This window comes from Elioraea sp. (genome assembly GCF_051860475.1).
Classification (GTDB): domain Bacteria; phylum Pseudomonadota; class Alphaproteobacteria; order Acetobacterales; family Acetobacteraceae; genus Elioraea.
Window position 1 is genome coordinate 75,744 of the sequence record NZ_JBHYDW010000002.1, and the last position, 16,414, is coordinate 92,157.

Consider the following 16,414-nt stretch of genomic DNA (forward strand, 5'->3'; position numbering starts at 1 on the left):
GGGGAGGGCGAGGGGGCCCGGCAGCATCGGCCCTCCGCGTCGTTCGTCAGGCCCTGCCGTGGCAGTGCTTGTACTTCTTTCCCGACCCGCAGGGACACGGCGCGTTGCGCGGCGTGTGATGCCAGGTCGAGGGGTCGCCGGCATCGACCTGCGTCTGCTTGCCGCGCGCCGGCCGCGTCAGCAGCGCGGTGCCGCCGCCATTGCCCTCGACCGGCTCCATCGCCTCGCCCTCGCCTGTCGCGTTGGTGAAGTACACCGGCTCCGGCGGCGGTGGCGGCGCGAGCTCGACGCGCGCCATCAGCGACGTCACCCGCTCGCGCAGATGCTGGAGCATCGCGTTGAACAGATTGAACGCCTCGTTCTTGTACTCGTTCAGCGGGTCGCGCTGGCCGTAGGCGCGCAATCCAATGCCCTGACGCAGATGATCGAGCGTCAGCAGGTGCTCCTTCCACACCTGGTCGAGCATCTGGAGCAGCACCGACTTCTCGATCTGGCGCATCAGGTCGGCGCCGAAATCCGCGGTCTTCTTCGCCATCAGCGAGTCGGTGGCGCGCTCGATCCGCTCGCGGATATCGGCCTCGTCGATGCCCTCCTCCTTGGCCCAGTCATCCACCGGCAGGTCGAGGTTGAACAGGCGCACGATCTCGTCGCGCAAGCCGGCCGCGTCCCACTGCTCGGGCATCGCATGCTCGGGGATGTGCTTGGCGACCGCATCCGCGATCACCTCGTGACGCATCTCGGCCACGGTCGCGGCGACGTCATTCGCCTTCATGAACTCGCGGCGCTGGGCATAGACCTCGCGGCGCTGGTCGTTCATCACGTTGTCGTACTTGAGCAGGTTCTTGCGGGTGTCGAAGTTGCGGGCCTCGACCTTCTTCTGCGCCTTCTCGAGTGCCTTGTTGATCCAGGGATGGACGATCGCCTCGCCCTCCTTGAGACCAAGCTTCTGCAGCATCCCGCCCATCCGGTCGGAGCCGAAGATGCGCATCAGGTCGTCCTCGAGCGAGAGGAAGAACTTCGATCCGCCCGGGTCGCCCTGGCGGCCGGAGCGGCCGCGCAGCTGGTTGTCGATGCGCCGGCTCTCGTGGCGCTCGGTGCCGATGACATAGAGCCCGCCGGCCACCTTCACGATCTCGCGATTGGCCGCGACCTCGTCGCGGATCGCCTGGGTGCGGGCGGCCCGCTCGGCCTCGTCCTCGATGCCGGCGAGTTCGAGGCGGATGCGCATGTCGGCATTGCCGCCGAGCTGGATGTCGGTGCCGCGACCGGCCATGTTGGTCGCCACCGTCACCGAGCCGGGCGCGCCGGCCTGGGCGATGATGTAGGCCTCCTGCTCGTGGAAGCGGGCGTTCAGCACGGAGTGCGGAATGCCCGCCTGCTTCATCAGTTCGGCCACGGCCTCGCTCTTCTCGATCGAGGTCGTGCCCATCAGCACCGGCTGCTTGCGCTCGCGGCACTCCTTGATCAGCGCGATCACCGCGTCGTACTTCTCGCGCGCCGACTTGTAGACCTCGTCGTCGTTGTCCTTGCGCGCCACGGGCACGTTGGTCGGGATCTCGACCACGTCGAGCTTGTAGATCTCCATGAACTCGTCGGCCTCGGTCGCGGCCGTGCCGGTCATGCCGGCGAGCTTGGGATAGAGGCGGAAGTAGTTCTGGAAGGTGATCGAGGCGAGCGTCTGGTTCTCGGGCTGGACGGGCACGTGCTCCTTCGCCTCGAGCGCCTGGTGCAGCCCGTCGGAGTAGCGGCGGCCCTCCATCATGCGGCCGGTGAACTCGTCGATGATGACGATCTTGTCCACGCCGTCGCGCGGGTCCTTGCGCACCACGTAGTCGACGTCGAGGCGGAACAGCGTGTGCGCGCGCACCGACTGCGTCAGGTGATGCACGATCGTGACGTTCGCGCTGTCGTAGAGGTTGCCCTCCTTCAGGATGCCCGCATCCCGCAGCATCTGCTCGACCCGCTCGTTGCCGATCTCGGTCAGCGAGACGGTCTTGAACTTCTCCTCCTTCTCGTAGGTCGCGGTGTCCTTCACCAGCTCGGCGACCACGGCATCGACCTGGCGGTAGAGCTCCGAGCTGTCGTCGGCCGGGCCGGAGATGATCAGCGGCGTGCGCGCCTCGTCGATCAGGATGGAGTCCACCTCGTCGACGATCGCGTAGTTGAAGTCCCGGTGCACCATGTCCTCGAACCGGTACTTCATGTTGTCGCGCAGGTAGTCGAAGCCGAACTCGTTGTTGGTGCCGTAGGTGATGTCGCAGGCATAGGCCGCGCGGCGCTCGTCGTCGGTGAGGCCATGCACGATCACGCCGACGGTCAGGCCGAGGAAGCCGTAGATCTGGCCCATCCACTCGGCGTCGCGGCGGGCGAGGTAGTCGTTCACCGTGACGATGTGCACGCCCTTCTGGGTGAGCGCGTTCAGATACGCGGGCAGGGTGGCGACCAGGGTCTTGCCCTCGCCGGTCTTCATCTCGGCGATCTTGCCCTCATGCAGGACAATGCCGCCGATCAGCTGGACGTCGAAATGCCGTTGGCCGAGGGTCCGCACGGCCGCCTCGCGCACGGTGGCGAAGGCCTCGGGCAGCAGATCGTCCAGCGCCTCGCCCTTGGCCAGCCGCTCGCGGAACGCCACGGTCTGGGCGCGCAGCTCGGCGTCCGACATCGCCTTCATCTTCGGCTCGAGCGCGGTGATGGCAGGGACGCGCTTCTTCAGGCCCTTGAGCGCGCGATCGTTCGAGGTGCCGAGAAAGACGCGGGCGAGGCGATTGAGCATGCGACTGTCCTGCGGTGGTCGTGAGGGCGCGGGCTGCGCGATCCGGCGACCCGCCGCCCCGCGCGCCAAGCGCCGGGGCACCACCTGGGGCAGGGTCCCAGATGTCAGATAGGCGCGCCCCCGCCCGGCCGTCAATCATGCCCCCGGGCGCTGGCTTGAGGGCTGGGGGGTGTTCCGCCATGATCGCGTCCCCGGGCGGCGCTTCCGCCGTGCCCGCGTCAAGGATCGCCCGCATGTCCGCCATTCCGATCCGCGCCGCGCTTCTGGCGACGGCCCTGCTCGCCTCGCCGCTGCCCGCGGAGGCGCAGCTCCAGCCCGTCGCGCCGGGCGGCGACCCGGTGGTGGCGCGCGTCGACGGCGCCGAGATCCGCTTTTCGGACGTCGCCGAGGCGGCGCAGCGCCTGCCCGAGCAGTTCCGCGGCATGCCACCGCAGATCCTGTTCCCGCTGCTGATCGACCAGATGATCACCGAGGCGGTGGTGACCCAGGCTGCGCGCAAGGCCGGGTTGCAGGACACGCCCGAGGTGCGGCGGCAGATGGCGCGGATCGAGGACCAGGTGATCCAGCAGGCGCTGATCGGCCGCGAGATCGCCGAGAAGGTGACGGAACAGAGCCTGCGCGCGCGCTACCAGCGCGAGATCGCGGACAAGCCGGCCGAGGCCGAGGTCCGGGCGCGTCACATCCTCGTGCAGACCGAGAGCGAGGCGCACACGATCATCACGTCGCTTGCCGGCGGGGCCGATTTCGCCGCGACCGCGCGAGAGAAGAGCCGCGGTCCCGGAGCCGCCGAGGGCGGGGATCTGGGCTTCTTCAAGAAGGAGGACATGCCCGAGGCACTGGCCGAAGCCGCCTTCGCGCTCCAGCCCGGCCAGGTCGGGCCGAACCCCGTGCGCACCCAGTTCGGCTGGCACGTGGTGAAGGTGGAGGAGCGGCGCGAGCAGCCGCGGCCGAGCTTCGAGGAGGCCGAGGCGGGGCTGCGGCGGACCGCCTCGGAGGAAGTGGCCGAGGCGCTGGTGGAACGGCTGCGCGGGCAGTCGCGGATCGAGCGGTTTGGGCTCGACGGCTCGCCGCTTCCCGCGACGCCGCGCTGAGGGTCCGGCCATGGCCCATCCGATTTCGCCGCTCGCGGTGCCGCTGCCGTCGTTTCCGCCGATTGCCGGGGTGCGTCTCGGCACCGCCCGCGCCGAGATCCGCTACGTCGCCCGCGAGGACGTGACGATGATGGTGTTCCCGCCCGGCACGACGGTGGCGGGGGTGTTCACGCGGAACCGCTGCCCCGGCGCGCCGGTCGACTGGTGCCGCGCGGCGCTCAAGGGGGGCAAGGCCCGTGCGCTGGTGGTGACGGCGGGCAACTCGAACGTGTTCACGGGCCGGGCAGGGCGCGAGACCTGCGCGGCGACGGCGTCGGCGATGGCGGAGCTTGCCCAGTGCAAGCCGCGCGAGGTGTTCCTCGCCTCCACGGGCGTGATCGGCCAGCGCCTGCCGACCGAGAGGCTGGTCGGCGCCCTGCCGGGGCTGTTCGGCGCGCTCTGCGAGGACGCGTGGGAGGCAGCGGCGCGCGCGATCATGACCACCGACACCTTCCCGAAGGGCTCGGTGCGCAAGGCGCGGATCGGCGAGACGGAGGTGACGATCGCCGGCATCGCCAAGGGCAGCGGCATGATCGCGCCCGACATGGCGACGATGCTGTGCTTCCTTGCCACCGACGCGAGGGTGCCGGCGGCGGTGTTGCAGACGCTGCTGGCGAAGGGGGTGGATGGCAGCTTCAACCGCACCACGGTCGATTCCGACACGTCGACCAGCGATACGGTGCTGGTGTTCGCGACCGGGGCGGCGAAGCATCCGCGCGTGCCGGCCCAGGGGGGTGCGATGCTGCGCGACTTCGCGCGCGCGCTGAACGAGGTGTTGATGGACCTGGCGCTCGCGGTGGTGCGCGACGGCGAGGGGGCGCAGAAGCTGATCCGCATCGACGTGACGGGAGCGGTGACGAGCCGGTCGGCGCGTCGGATCGGGCTGTCGATCGCGAATTCGCCGCTGGTGAAGACGGCGATCGCTGGCGAGGACGCGAACTGGGGCCGGATCGTGATGGCGGTCGGCAAGGCGGGCGAACCCGCCGATCGCGACCGTCTGTCGGTGGCGGTCGGGGGGGTGTGGATGGCGAAGGACGGCGAGGTGGCGCCGGACTACGACGAGACCCCCGTGGTCGCGCACATGAAGGGCCGCGAGATCCGGATCGAGGCCGATCTGGGCCTCGGCCGCGGCAGGGCCACGGTATGGACCTGCGATCTGACGCACGGCTACATCGACATCAACGGGTCGTACCGCTCGTAGGTCGTGCGGGGGTGTGGGCGGCTCGGGCTCCCATCGCGGCGTGCCGCGACACTGGTCTGGACGGCCCCGCGGCCCTGGATGCCCTGGAGGCGTGCGGTGCGTCGCACCACTGGGGGCGGCTGGTGCCGCGGCTGGGCCATCGGGTGCGGTTGATCCCGGCGCAGTCCGTGAAGCCGTTCGCCAAGCGCGGCAAGAGCGATCGGATCGACGCTGAAGCGGCGCGCGACCGCAGGCCGCCCCCCGCCACGGCCTGACCGCCGGCGGCCAAGCCGCGGCGCAAGCACCGTGCGGGAGACCATGACGATCCGGCGGACCGACGAACGCACCACCCCGCAGGTTCCCATCGCCAGACAGGCCGCTGCGATGTTCGGGAGGCGTTCGCGAAACCCATCCGAGCCAGCGACAGGGCGCCCAGCCAGCCGCTGCTGAACCGCCGACACCAAACGGCTCCGACGACGCTCAACCATCTGGCCAACCTGGCCTTTCAGCACTGAGCTCGGTCAGCCCCAAAGGCATGGAGACGCAACGTGACCCCCATCGCGCGGCAACCCGACCGCCAGGCGGACCTTCCGCCCCTGCCGCATTCGTGTGCACCCCCGCAGCGTTGCTCGCCTTGATCCCGGGCGAGCCGGGGCGATACCTTACACGATCGGTGGATCACGGGGCGGGCGCCCCGCGCGCGGCACCCCGCGCTGGAACGGATGGTCTCAGATGAAGGTTTCATTCCGCTCGGCTCTGCTCGCCGCCGCCATCGCCTTCGGCGCGGGCGCGGCGCTGAACCACCCGGTGGGCGACTGGGTCAGCACCCGGCTGGGTCTCGGCGCCCAGGCGCAGGACAGCGGCCGGGCCGACACCTACCGGCTGCTCAGCCTGTTCGGCGACGTGTTCGAGCGCATCCGCGCCGAGTACGTCGAGCCGGTGAACGACCGCGAGGTGGTGGAGGCCGCGATCAACGGCATGCTCACCAGCCTCGATCCGCATTCGGGCTACATGAACCCCCGCACCTTCCGTGACATGCAGGTGCAGACGCGCGGCGAGTTCGGCGGGCTTGGAATCGAGGTCACGCAGGAGAGCGGCTACATCAAGGTGATCAGCCCGATCGACGACACCCCGGCGTTCCGCGCCGGCGTGAAGGCGGGCGACCTGATCACCCATATCGACGGCCGGTCCGTGCAGGGGCTGACGCTGAACGAGGCGGTCGAGCGGATGCGCGGGGCGCCGCGCACCGAAATCAAGCTGACGATCCGGCGCGAGGGCCAGACCCAGCCGGTGCAGATGTCGATCGTGCGCGACATCATCCGCATCCAGTCGGTGCGCTCGCGGCTCGAGGACGATGTCGGCTACATCCGCATCACCAGCTTCAACGAGCAGACCGACCAGGGGCTGCGCCGGGCGGTGCAGCAGATCCGCGCGCAGGGCGGGGCGCGGCTCAAGGGCATCGTCATCGACATGCGCAACAACCCCGGCGGGCTACTCGACCAGGCGGTCTCGGTCTCGGACGACTTCCTCGACCAGGGCGAGATCGTCTCGACCCGCGCGCGCCGGGCCGAGGACGCACAGCGCTACAACGCCAAGCCGGGCGACATCGCGGCGGGGTTGCCGATCGTGGTGCTGATCAACGGCGGTTCGGCCTCCGCCAGCGAGATCGTCGCCGGCGCGCTTCAGGACCACCGCCGCGCGGTGGTGATCGGCACGCGCAGCTTCGGCAAGGGCTCGGTCCAGACCGTCATGCCGCTGCCCGGCAACGGTGCGATCCGGCTGACCACCGCGCGCTACTACACGCCCTCGGGCCGCTCGATCCAGGCGACCGGGATCGAGCCCGACGTGGTGATCGAGCTCTACGACGGCGAGGCCCGGGCGGAGGCGCGCGACCGCGAGGCCAACCTCTCGCGGGCGCTGCGCAACGACGGCGGCAACGGCGCGACCCGCGCCTCGCCGGTGACGCCGCCGGCCCTGCCGCCCGGCTTCGTTGAGGGCTCGGCCAGCCCGCCGAAGCCTCCCGCCGATGGCCAGCCGCCGATCCAGTTCGGCGACCTCGCGCGCGACTACCAGTTGCAGCGCGCGATCGAGCTGGTGCGTGGGCTTTCGGTGATGCGGCGGGCGTCGAACTGAGCGGATCGCACGAGAACGACGGATCGTGACTGAGCATCGCGGCGGGCTCGCGCCCGCGTGGCGGGCACTGATCGCGTTCTGGCTGGTGCTGCTGGTGGGCGGCGGCGCACTGGTCGCTTGGCTGGAGTTCGCCCCGCCCGAGGAGGCCGGAATCGCTGCCGCACCGGCGCCGCCGCCGCAGGTCTCCGTGCCGCCCGCCCCCGACGCAGCACCCCCCGCCACTGCGGCGGTCGCGGACGCACCTCCCCCGGCCGCGTCGCCGGCAGCGCCGGCGGAGCGCCTCCCTGGCAGCGCCGTCCAGCTCGGTCCCGGCGGCATTGCCGAGCCCGACCCTGCCCTGATCGAGCTCCGCCCGGACGGCGCCCTGCCCTGGATCGCTCCGGACGGACGCCAGCCCTGGCGCGTCTATGCCCGCCGCTTCGACGACGCCGACCGCAGGCCCCGCATCGCCGTGCTGGTGGTCGGACTCGGCGTCAGCGAGGGCGCGACCACGACCGCGATCGAGCGGCTGCCGGGCGAGATCAGCCTCGCCTTCTCGCCCTACGGCCTCCGCCTCGATCGGCAGTTCGCCGCCGCTCGCGCGGCCGGCCACGAGGTGCTGATCGGCCTGCCGATGGAGCCGGCCAACTTCCCGCTCAACGATCCCGGACCCCAGGCCCTGCTCACCGGCCTGCCGCCGCCCGAGAACGCGGCCCGGCTGGCCTGGGCGCTGTCGCGCGCGCAGGGCTATGTCGGCGTGACCAACGCGGCCTCGGCGGTGCTGCGCGGCGAGCGCGTCTCCGCCTCGGCCGAGGCCATGCGCCCGGTGCTGGAGACACAGCGCGGGCGCGGCCTGCTCTATGTCGAGGCCCGGCCGGGCGAGCGCGCGCCGGGTACGGTGCCCGCGCGCGCGGCCGATCTGGTGATCGACGAGCGCCCGGCGCGCGCCGAGATTGAGGCGCGACTCGCCGAACTCGAGCGACTTGCCAAGGAACGCGGGGTCGCGCTCGGCATCTCGGGCCCCTCGCCGCTCTCGCTCGACCGGCTTGCGGTCTGGGCGCCTCAGGTCGGCACGCGGGGGCTCGTGCTTGCCCCGGTCAGCGCCGTGGTCGTCCGCCGCGCCAGCGCCGCTCGGCCTTGAGCCCCGACCCCGCTTCGCTGCCCTACCGTCCCAACGTCGGCGCCGTGCTGTTCGGACCGGACGGTCGGGTTCTGGTCTGCCGCCGCGCCGATCTGCCGAATGCCGAGGGCGTGCCCGGTGGCTGGCAGCTCCCCCAGGGCGGGTTGGACGAGGGCGAGGACCCGCGCGCCGCTGTGCTGCGCGAGCTCGCCGAGGAGATCGGCACCGACCGCGCCGAGATCATTGGCGAACACCCAGGCTGGCTGATCTACGACCTGCCGCCCGGCCTGCTCGGCGTCGCGCTGGGCGGGCGCTATCGCGGCCAGCGGCAGAAGTGGTTCGCGCTGCGCTTCCTCGGCACCGACGCCGATATCCGGCTGGACGCCGACCCGCATCCCGAGTTCGACGCCTGGCGCTGGGCCGATCTTGCGGAGCTTCCCGCGCTCGCCGTCACGTTCAAGCGCGCGATCTACGCCGAGCTCGCCCGGTCCTTCGTCCGGTTCGCCCGGCCGATGTGACCACCGCGCGAGGCGCTGCACCGGAACACAACCATTACTTGCTGGCCCTGCGTCTCGATCGGGCGCACAGTATCGTATTCCGGGACAACCCCGGATGCGTGCGGCGGCAGCGGAAGCCGCCCGGGACCCAACCTGTGAAAGACCTGATCGAGCAGGCGGCGTCGGTCGGCGCCGCAAACTTCACGGCCACCTCCGGACGTGTGCCGGAGCGGTTCAAGCTGCTGCGCGCCGCCGCGCCGGCCACCTTCGCCGGCTATGCTCTGATGCGCGCGGCGGTGATGCGCGACAAGGACGAGGGTGGGGCGCTTGATCTGAAGACCAAGGAGTTCCTGTTCGTGCTGCTCGATGCGTTGGCAGGCAATCGCGACGGCGCGCTCGGGCATCTGGAACGCGCGGTCCGTCTCGGCCTCACGGTGGAGGAGTTGGCCGAGGGGCTGACGCAGGTGATCATGGTCGGCGGGATCACGACCTGGAACCTGGTCGGGGCCGACGTCATGAGCCGCGCCCTGGAACTGACGGCCGAGCCGCCGGTGGTGCCGCCGCCGCTGGGGTAGCCGAAGCCATGGCGGAACCACGGTGGTGCCGCCATACGCCCTCCGTCATGCGTCCGTGTCACACCCGACGAGGCGCGACGCACTCGCAAGGGGCGCGGGGCAGGGGGCGCGGGGCAGGGGGCGCGGGGGGCCAATGGCCCCCCGGATCATTCCGTCAAAGATACTTGTAGTCCAGCCTGCGCATCCGCGCGTAGGCATCATCGGTGATCGCCGACTGCTCCATCAGCGCAGCGCGTGCCTTCACGAAGCTCTCGACCGTCTTCTTGGTCAAGGCATCGCCCGAGTCGCGCAGTTCGCTCAGCACCTCGCCGGCGGCGCTGCCGAGCGCGATCGCGATCTCGTCGGGCAGCATCTTCACCTGCACGCCGAACTCGGTCACCAGCCGCTGCATCGCCGGAATGTTCAGGGACTCGAAATCCGCGGCGACCTGATCGTAGTCGGCCTGGATCGCGACCTCGATCATGCGCTTGAAGTCGTTCGGCAGCGCATCGTATTTGCGCTTGTCCACCGAGCACTCGGCGGCGAGGCCCGGCTCGATCACCGATGGCCAGTAGTAGAACTTCGCGGCCTGGTGGAAGCCGAGCGCCAGGTCCGTGACGGGACCGACGAACTCCGCGGCGTCGAGCGCACCCGACTGGAGGTTGGGCAGGATCTCGCCCGCGCCGAGGTTGACCACCGCTACGCCGATCCGACGCCAGCATTCGCCGCCGAGGCCCGGGGTGCGGAACTTGAGCCCGCGTACATCGGCGACCGTGTTGATCTCCTTGCGGAACCATCCGGCGCCCTGCACGCCGGTGTCGGCCGCCATGAAGCCCTTCAGGTTGAACTGGGCGTAGATTTCGTCCCAGATCTCCTGTCCGCCCATGTTGCGGATCCAGGCGCGCAGCTCCTTCGAGGTCATACCCATCGGCACGCCGGTGAAGAAGTTCAGCCCGCGGTTCCGGTTCTGCCAGTAGTATGCGGCGCTGTGCATCATCTCCGCACCGCCTTGCGTCACCGCATCGAACACGCCGAGCGGCGGGACGAGCTGGCCGGCGGCGAAGACCTGGATGGTGAACCGTCCGCCCGACATCTCGCCGACGCGCCGCGCGATCCGTTCGGCACCGACGCCGAGGCCGGGAAACCCGCGCGGCCAGGAGGTGACCATGCGCCACTGCACACGGCCCTGGGCGATCGCGGGTGTCGCGAGCGTGGTCGCCGCCGCGCCGGCGCCGGCAGCAAAAAGGATACGACGCTTCATGAGAATCTGCCTCCCTGAGGACGGATGCGGGCTTGCTGCCCGCCTGGGGCCAAGACTTAGCCGAAGCCCCGACCGGGCGGAAGCGGCTACCAGGCGCGGCCGGCGAACCCCACGAGCACCAGCGCAACCAGCAGCATCTGCGCGAGGTTGATCGCCACCGACAGCGCATGCAGTCGCGTGAAAGGCCGCTTCGCGCTCGCATCCCCTGCCAGTTCCGCATCGCGGTAGGCGTTGATGCGTGGCATCAGCGCCTGGTGCGCGAACACGAAGCCCGCGGTCACCGTCGCCAGCACAATCGCCGCCTCCCACGCAACCGGGACGAGTGCGATCGCGGCCGCGCCGGCCATTCCGGTGCCCCAGACGTAGTAGACGGGAAACAGCCGGCGCAGGAACGCCCCTGCGGCCTTCGCCTCCAGCGCGCGGAACACGGTCGGCGCGACCACGAAGGCGAAGAACACCATGCCGCCCAGGAGCAGCGCGGTCGCGAACAGCGCGGTGCCGGCGGCGATTCCCTGCATCGACGTCAGACCGAGCGCGTGATGCCGCCGTCGACGCGCAGGCTCTGGCCGGTGATGTAGGAGGCGTCCGGCGAGAGCAGGAAGGCGACCGCGGCGGCGATCTCCTCGACGCGCGCGTAGCGTCCCATCGGGACGCGCGCCTTGCGCGCCTCCTTCTCCGGCAGCGAGTCGGTAAAGCCCGGCAGCACTGCGTTCATTCGGATGCCCTCGGCCGCGTGCTCGTCGGCATAGAGCTTCAGGTAGGCGGAGAGCGCGGCGCGCAAGGTGCTCATGGGAAAATCGGGCTCGGGCTCGAAGGCGGCGTAGGAGCTGATCGCCACCACCGATCCGCCGCCAGCGGCACGCAGATGCGGCGTCACCAACCGCGCGATCCGCACCAGCGGCAGGAAGGTCATGGCGAAGCCGGTGGACCAGTCCGCGTCGGTCAGGTCGAGCAGCCGGCCCTTCGGCGGATGGCCGACATTCACCACCGCCGCGTCGAGCCGGCCGAAGCGGGCGACCGTCGTCTCGACCAGCCAGGCGAGGTCGGCGGGCTCGGTCACCGACCCGCGCACCGCAACCCCGCCGAGCTCCTGCGCCAGCGCCGCAACCCCCTCGCCGGGCGAGAGCAGCCCGAGCGCGTAGCCGTCGGCGGCGAGGCGGCGCGCGATCGCCGCACCGATGCCGCGCCCGGCGGCGGTGACGATCGCGACGCGCGTCATGTCAGTAGCGGTAGGTCTCGGGCTTGAACGGCCCCGCCTGCGCTACGCCGATATAGGCGGACTGCTTCGCGTTCAGCGTGGTCAGCCTCGCGCCAAGCTTGGCGAGATGCAGCGCGGCAACCTTCTCGTCGAGCGCCTTGGGCAGCACATAGACCTTCTTCTGGTACTTGTCCGGATTGGTCCAGAGCTCGATCTGCGCCAGCGTCTGGTTCGAGAACGACGACGACATCACGAAGGACGGATGGCCGGTGGCGTTGCCGAGGTTCACCAGCCGCCCTTCCGAAAGAAGAATGATCCGCTTGCCGTCGGGGAACTCGATCTCGTCCACCTGCGGCTTGACGTTGTGCCAGCGGAAGTTCTTCAGCGCCGCGACCTGGATCTCGGAATCGAAGTGGCCGATGTTGCAGACGATCGCCCGGTCCTTCATCGCGCGCATGTGGTCGACGGTGATCACGTCGACATTGCCGGTGGCGGTGACGAAGATGTCGGCGCGCGGCGCGGCGTCCTCCATCGTGACGACCTCGTAGCCCTCCATCGCCGCCTGCAGCGCGCAGATCGGATCGACCTCGCTCACCATCACGCGGCAGCCGGCGTTGCGCAGGGACGCGGCCGAGCCCTTGCCGACATCGCCGAACCCCGCGACCATCGCCACCTTGCCGGCCATCATCACGTCGGTGCCGCGGCGGATGCCGTCCACCAGGCTCTCGCGGCAGCCATAGAGGTTGTCGAACTTCGACTTCGTCACGCTGTCATTGACGTTGATGGCGGGGAACAGCAGGCGCCCCTCCTTCTCCATCTGGTAGAGGCGGTGCACGCCAGTCGTGGTCTCCTCGGAGACGCCGCGGATCGCCTCGGCGAGCTTGGCGAACCAGCCGGGCCGGGTCTTCAGCGTGTCCTTGATCAGGGCGAAGAAGACCTCCTCCTCCTCGTTCCCGGGCTTGTCCAGGAATCCGGTGTCGCCTTGCTCGGCGCGCAGGCCGTAATGGACCAGCAACGTCATGTCGCCGCCGTCGTCGAGCAGCAGGGTGGGCGTGCCGCCATCGCCCCAGGTGAGCGTGCGGCGCACATAGTCCCAGTACTCGGCGAGCGTCTCGCCCTTCACCGCGAACACCGGCGTGCCGCCGGCGGCGATCGCGGCCGCGGCGTGGTCCTGGGTCGAGAAGATGTTGCAGGACGACCAGCGTACATCCGCGCCCAGCGCCCTCAGGGTCTCGATCAGGACCGCGGTCTGGATCGTCATGTGCAGGCAGCCGGCGATGCGCGCGCCCTTGAGCGGCTGCGTCGGACCGAACTCCGCGCGGATCGCCATCAGCCCGGGCATCTCGGTCTCGGCGATCGCGATCTCCTTGCGGCCCCAGTCGGCCAGGGCGAGGTCGCGGACAACGTAATCGGCGTGCGGCATCGGGCTCTCGGGCATCGGCGGCGGTCCTTTTCCGGGAATGCGCCGCCGCCTAGCACGCAGCCGGGCGGAAGGCCAGTGCGGAGCGTCTCACCTCCCGGTCAGGGACCGGTCGGGCCGCCCGCTGCGGCACGAGCGCGCTTGCCGGCGCGCCGGCGCTTCGCGATCTGCCCGATCCGGACCCGCACGGCGAGGTCGCCGATGTCGTCGGGATCGTAGGCACCGCCGTACCAGGCGATGACCTCCTTGTGCCGCCGGTGGCGGGGGTTGGTGGCGGCCTTGAGGAACTCCAGGTAGCCGGGCGGGCCGCCGACATCCTCGGGCGGGCCGCGCCGTGCCCCGTCGACGAGGCGCGGATAGGCGACGCCCGGTGCGCCCTCCTCCACCGCCTCGACCGTGATCAGGTGCTCCCAGTCATCGCCGAAATCGCAGACATAGGTGAAGCGCGTGACCCCGCGATCGACGAGCGAGGCCAGTTTCGCGACGCGCGCACGCAGGGTCCTGCGGCCGTCGAACCCGAACGACGCGGAGTCGTCGTAGATCGTCTCGCCGACGTGGAACGCGTAGAGGTGGTAGTCCTGCCAGCCCATCGCGGCCTGGACGACGTCGTGAAGCCCCTTGAGGGTGAGGCCGAGCGGCACCTCGACCCGCCGCCAGATGCTGGGGGCGATGTCCGCGAGCTCGATGCGGAGCCGCGCGATCCGTTCGCTGCCGCTCATGGGCCGAATCTGCCATTGCCGCGGGCCGCACTCCAGACCCGCATGCGCCCGTCAGCCGCGCCCCGGCAGCACCCCCGTCCACCATCGCAGGCGCGAGGCCGGGATCGTTCGCCGGATCGCAACGCGCGGTCACTTGTCCTCTCCGCCGTTCGTCCTGCTGCTACCACTTGAAGTAGATATTGTCCGACTCGCCCCTCGAGCGGGTGACATAGGCGTTCAATTTCACCCGGCGCTGATTGCCGGCCCCACTGATCATGTCCTTCGCGGTGCCCTTCGCGAGATGATCCAGCGCGCCATCGATGCGCTCGTGGAGCCCCTTCAGTGCCTGGATGACATCCTCGTCGGTGGCGTCCGGGCCCGCGAAGGAATGGTGTATGAGGTCGGTGCACACTTTGAAGCGGTTCACGAATTCTGCGGCCTCCTGGTCGGTCATCTTTCCGCCCAGTCCATGGGCGATCTTAATCAGCTCGGGATCAAGGCTGTTCAGGAAACCGTCCTTCGTCGTGGTGTCCTTCAAGATCTGCGTGAGGTGCCGCTTTTCCACTGCCGTGAACCGGGTGCTGTTGGCGCCGAGGATCGTCCGGCACCGCTCTTTTGCACTCTTGCACGATTTCGCGGGTTTCCGCATCTGCCTGGGCGGAATGCGCCCGTCGGGCTTGATCAGCACCATACGCTGGTAGCGGTCGGGATAGTGCGCCAAAGTCTTGTCCACACATTTCGACTTCGACGTCGGGATCACATTCTCCTTTCCCTTTGCGGTGAGCTTGCTTCGGAAGTAGGTCTCGGCCGATTCGGCCCGGTCATAGGCGAGCTGGCAGTTCCCGCCCTTGTAGCTCGTGTTGCGAGGATCCGCATAACCCTCGAAGAGAAGCTTGACGGCAGGCAGCAGGGAACCTTCCCAGGCATTAATCGCATCCGCGATGCGTTTCAGCGCCCGTTTGTCGTCTTCGGTGAGGTCCGTCTTGTTGGTGGCGAAGAACACCTGCCCGATGACGTCGGCGTCAGCGTGCGGTGTCGACCAGCTTTCCGCCTGGTCGGGCGGCGTCTTGCCCTTCTTTTGACGCGCCACGATATCGCTGCCCGCCCGATCCACCGTCGACGTGGACAGATCTGGGCCGCTACGCTGCTGCACGACGTGCACCAACTCGTGCGCCAGAAGCCGCCTGCCCGACGGGCTCTCCAATGAGGGTGCATCGCTTCCGAGCACCACGTGCCTGCCGACCGTGTACGCCAGCGCGTTCATTGCGTAAGCGGATGCAGCCGCCGGCCCATTCGAGTGGACCCGCACGCCGCTGAAGTCATGGCCGAACCGGGGCTCGAACCAGGCACGCGCGCACCAGTCCAGCGGCTTGCCCGAATCGCGGACGACGTCGGTGACGCCGGCGGCGTCGGGGTCGATCTCGACGCCGGCCATCCCGGTTGCGCGCTGGACCGGCGCAACCCGCGAGCATTCGGCGCATGCCGAATTCGATTGGGAGGCTAGGGACGCATTGCCGCGTCGTGTTGGCGGGATCGCTGAAGAGCCCGTCATGCCGAGAACCCGCGCTGCGATGCGGTCAGCCTCCTGCTCCAACACATCGCCAGGCTGGGTCACTCTCAGCGGCCAATGCGACACGCCGAGTGAACGGGGCGTCCAACTGTTGTCACCGCACCCGGACGTCCGGTTGCTCGACGCTTGTCGGCCAACGAACGCGCGCATGACGCCCTCCCTTGCCTACGGTCAGGATCGCCCGCCTGCCTTCACTCGCAGCGCCCGCAACCCTATGCGCAGAAATGCGCGCGTCGGTGACGCCGGCCACAACGGTGTGCACAACGCCACCGAGTGCTCGTTTTGATTCCGGAAGTACATCGGGCGGCATTATGATTGGCACGGACTGCCTCTCCCTCAGCTGCGCCTCAGCCGTGGCACACGTGGCCGCCATCACTTGATGGGTCTGATCAAAACTCAATCCTACGCGAAAGCCCGTCGCATGCCCAGTCCGGCTACCGCCCGGCCAGAAGCCGGTCCACCATCGCCGGGGCGAGGCCAAGATAGTTCGCCGGGTCGCACCGCGCCGCCACGGCATCCGCCCCGCCGAGCGCCTCGACGACCTCCGGAACCGCCGCCAACGCCTCGGCGAGCGGGATGTCGCGCGCGAGTGCGGCGCGGCAGGCCGCGTACACCACGTCGTGCGCGCGCTGCCGCCCGAGCGCGGGGGCTGCCGCCATCATCACCGCCTCGGCGACGATCAGCCCGCGCGAAAGGTCGAGATTCGCGCGCATCCGGTCGGGATGCACCTCCAGCCCTGCCAGCATGTCCTTCGCCTGGGCGAGGCAGCCGGCAGCGAGGATGAACGCCTCCGGGACGGCAAGCCACTCGAGATGCCACGGGCCCGTTGCGCGCTCGAAATCGGCCAGCATCGCATCGAGCCCCAGACCCACACGCTGGCGCACTGCCTTTGCCGTGGCCA

General features: G+C 69.8%; 13 protein-coding genes and 2 pseudogenes. 7 read left to right on the plus strand and 8 right to left on the minus strand.

The window, feature by feature from the left end; all coding sequences use genetic code 11:
- Positions 1–46 precede the first annotated feature (46 nt).
- The gene (secA, locus tag ACTIFU_RS00885; RefSeq protein ID WP_439576387.1) at positions 47–2,773 is read right to left on the minus strand and encodes a preprotein translocase subunit SecA; all 2,727 of its coding nucleotides are present in this window, start codon (positions 2,771–2,773) and stop codon (positions 47–49) included.
- Between the two features lie 233 nt (positions 2,774–3,006).
- On the opposite strand from secA, the gene ACTIFU_RS00890 reads away from it, so the two are divergent.
- The 7 genes and pseudogenes from ACTIFU_RS00890 to ACTIFU_RS00920 all read left to right on the plus strand — a co-directional run bounded on the left by ACTIFU_RS00890 (position 3,007) and on the right by ACTIFU_RS00920 (position 9,387).
- Positions 3,007–3,864 (plus strand): peptidylprolyl isomerase, encoded by an 858-nt coding sequence (locus ACTIFU_RS00890; protein ID WP_439576388.1) that lies wholly within the window; start codon positions 3,007–3,009, stop codon positions 3,862–3,864.
- Positions 3,865–3,874: 10 nt separating this feature from the next.
- A complete protein-coding gene (argJ, locus tag ACTIFU_RS00895; protein WP_439576389.1) occupies positions 3,875–5,104 on the plus strand; it encodes a bifunctional glutamate N-acetyltransferase/amino-acid acetyltransferase ArgJ in 1,230 nt (409 codons plus the stop codon).
- Positions 5,105–5,184: 80 nt separating this feature from the next.
- A pseudogene (locus tag ACTIFU_RS00900) lies at positions 5,185–5,346 on the plus strand (IS110 family transposase); the annotation flags it as partial.
- Between the two features lie 469 nt (positions 5,347–5,815).
- Positions 5,816–7,216 (plus strand): S41 family peptidase, encoded by a 1,401-nt coding sequence (locus ACTIFU_RS00905; RefSeq protein WP_439576390.1) that lies wholly within the window; start codon positions 5,816–5,818, stop codon positions 7,214–7,216.
- Between the two features lie 25 nt (positions 7,217–7,241).
- Positions 7,242–8,336 (plus strand): divergent polysaccharide deacetylase family protein, encoded by a 1,095-nt coding sequence (locus ACTIFU_RS00910; RefSeq protein ID WP_439576391.1) that lies wholly within the window; start codon positions 7,242–7,244, stop codon positions 8,334–8,336.
- Positions 8,333–8,833, plus strand: coding sequence for an RNA pyrophosphohydrolase (locus ACTIFU_RS00915; protein WP_439576392.1), 501 nt, complete (start codon positions 8,333–8,335; stop codon positions 8,831–8,833). Before ACTIFU_RS00910 ends, ACTIFU_RS00915 begins: the two co-directional genes overlap by 4 nt.
- Before the next feature lie 134 nt (positions 8,834–8,967).
- Positions 8,968–9,387, plus strand: coding sequence for a carboxymuconolactone decarboxylase family protein (locus ACTIFU_RS00920; RefSeq protein WP_439576393.1), 420 nt, complete (start codon positions 8,968–8,970; stop codon positions 9,385–9,387).
- A 154-nt stretch (positions 9,388–9,541) separates the two neighbouring features.
- Here ACTIFU_RS00920 and ACTIFU_RS00925 read toward each other — a convergent pair whose 3' ends face one another.
- The 7 genes and pseudogenes from ACTIFU_RS00925 to ACTIFU_RS00955 all read right to left on the minus strand — a co-directional run.
- Positions 9,542–10,627, minus strand: coding sequence for a TRAP transporter substrate-binding protein (locus ACTIFU_RS00925; RefSeq protein ID WP_439576394.1), 1,086 nt, complete (start codon positions 10,625–10,627; stop codon positions 9,542–9,544).
- An 86-nt stretch (positions 10,628–10,713) separates the two neighbouring features.
- Complete coding sequence (locus ACTIFU_RS00930; RefSeq protein ID WP_439576395.1) at positions 10,714–11,145, minus strand: DUF4149 domain-containing protein; 432 nt, start codon at positions 11,143–11,145, stop codon at positions 10,714–10,716.
- Between the two features lie 5 nt (positions 11,146–11,150).
- The gene (locus tag ACTIFU_RS00935; protein ID WP_439576396.1) at positions 11,151–11,846 is read right to left on the minus strand and encodes an SDR family oxidoreductase; all 696 of its coding nucleotides are present in this window, start codon (positions 11,844–11,846) and stop codon (positions 11,151–11,153) included.
- A gap of 1 nt (position 11,847) precedes the next feature.
- On the minus strand, positions 11,848–13,248 hold the full coding sequence (gene ahcY / locus ACTIFU_RS00940) for an adenosylhomocysteinase (protein ID WP_439576400.1): 1,401 nt from the start codon (positions 13,246–13,248) through the stop codon (positions 11,848–11,850).
- A gap of 98 nt (positions 13,249–13,346) precedes the next feature.
- Positions 13,347–13,964: a plasmid pRiA4b ORF-3 family protein gene (locus tag ACTIFU_RS00945; RefSeq protein WP_439576397.1), complete on the minus strand. Its 618-nt coding sequence runs from the start codon at positions 13,962–13,964 to the stop codon at positions 13,347–13,349.
- A 160-nt stretch (positions 13,965–14,124) separates the two neighbouring features.
- Complete coding sequence (locus tag ACTIFU_RS00950) at positions 14,125–15,663, minus strand: eCIS core domain-containing protein (protein WP_439576398.1); 1,539 nt, start codon at positions 15,661–15,663, stop codon at positions 14,125–14,127.
- A gap of 284 nt (positions 15,664–15,947) precedes the next feature.
- Positions 15,948–16,414, minus strand: a pseudogene (locus tag ACTIFU_RS00955) (3-carboxy-cis,cis-muconate cycloisomerase); the annotation flags it as partial.